We start from the raw sequence: 580 nt of genomic DNA, 5'->3' as shown, positions 1-580 counted from the left end.
CCGGTGAGCACGCTGATCGGGCAGTGCAGCACCGGCGCGCTGCCGTCCACGTCGCACCGGTAGGTCTCGATGGCCGTGTAGTCGGCGCGGATGGCCGGCAGCACCATCCGCAGCAACTCCTCGTCGGCCAGCAGCCCGGAGTCGGTCCCGCTGAGCGCGCGGATCTCGGCGATCAGCCCGTCGTCGCCCCGCTGGTGGACGTTCTCGTCCCGGAAGGTGATCGGCGCCCGCCGCCCGGAGGCGATCAGGCCGCGCAGGTGGACGTTGCCGTCCCGCTCGAAGCGGCGCGCCAGTTCGAAGCCGAGCACCGCGCCCATGCTGTGCCCGAAGAGCACCAGCGGGCGGTCCGCCCAGGGCGCGAGCGCCGCGTAGATCGCGTCGACCAGGTCGCCCACGTTCTCCAACGGCGGTTCGGCGCGCCGGTCCTGGCGGCCCGGGTACTGCACCGACAGCACGTCGGTGGTCTCGGAGAGCGCCTTGGAGAAGGGGAAGAAGAAGGAAGCGGACCCTCCTGCGTGCGGCAGGAGCACCACGCGGTGCGGACTGTCGGCTACGGGATGGAAGCGCCGGACCCACAGGT

1 protein-coding gene is annotated in these 580 nt (G+C 72.1%); it reads right to left on the bottom strand.

All coding sequences use genetic code 11. From position 1 onward, the window contains the following. Positions 1-578 (bottom strand): thioesterase II family protein (locus tag KUM32_RS32215; protein ID WP_217145485.1); only part of this gene is annotated, 578 nt, incomplete at its 3' end. Positions 579-580: the final 2 nt, after the last annotated feature.

It is taken from the genome of Streptomyces sp. AC627_RSS907 (genome assembly GCF_019049165.1).
Note: the sequence above shows the minus strand (reverse complement) of the source record. Positions and strands in the feature narration are given on the sequence as shown.